Source organism: Pseudoalteromonas sp. G5_S1_54_S4, from assembly GCF_054968565.1.
In genome coordinates this window covers 1-458 of sequence record NZ_JBQKUL010000140.1, presented here as the reverse complement: position 1 = coordinate 458, position 458 = coordinate 1, and the positions used below count along the sequence as shown (strand labels likewise).

Annotated in this window: 1 protein-coding gene; it reads left to right on the top strand. The window is 38.2% G+C overall.

The window, feature by feature from the left end:
* Positions 1–79 precede the first annotated feature (79 nt).
* Positions 80–458 (top strand): hypothetical protein (locus ACTRWE_RS19280; protein ID WP_462880542.1); only part of this gene is annotated, 379 nt, incomplete at its 3' end.

Genomic DNA, 458 nt, shown 5'->3' with positions numbered 1-458 from the left:
GTAATAGTTAGGCATGCCTAACTTTAAAGAATAGGGTAGTGAGCAAAATTAGGCATGCCTAATTTTCAGGAGCAATCTAATGCTACTTTTAGATCTATACAAAAATGTTGAGCTAAGGCCATTCATCCCAGTAGTCATTAAGTTTCAGAGCCGCTTGGCTGGTATCGAAGCTGAATGTGAACCATTAGGGCTATCATTTGAGAAAGAAGTGCAATCAGAGCAGGAAATCTTTTTTGCTTTGATTTCTCAGAAAGCATTGGCTTTTGATGTAACAAACGAAATGGGTGAGGTTTGGGATATTAGATTAGAGCCTTTCAGTCATTTTAAATCTCGAAGCAAAAAAATCATTTTCCCCTTCATGGGTTGTAATGAGCAGAATGAATCGCCCCGTGTTTGCCAGAGACTCAACAACTTGAGAAACTGGAACTATGAAAAAATCAAATCGCTATACATCAGAG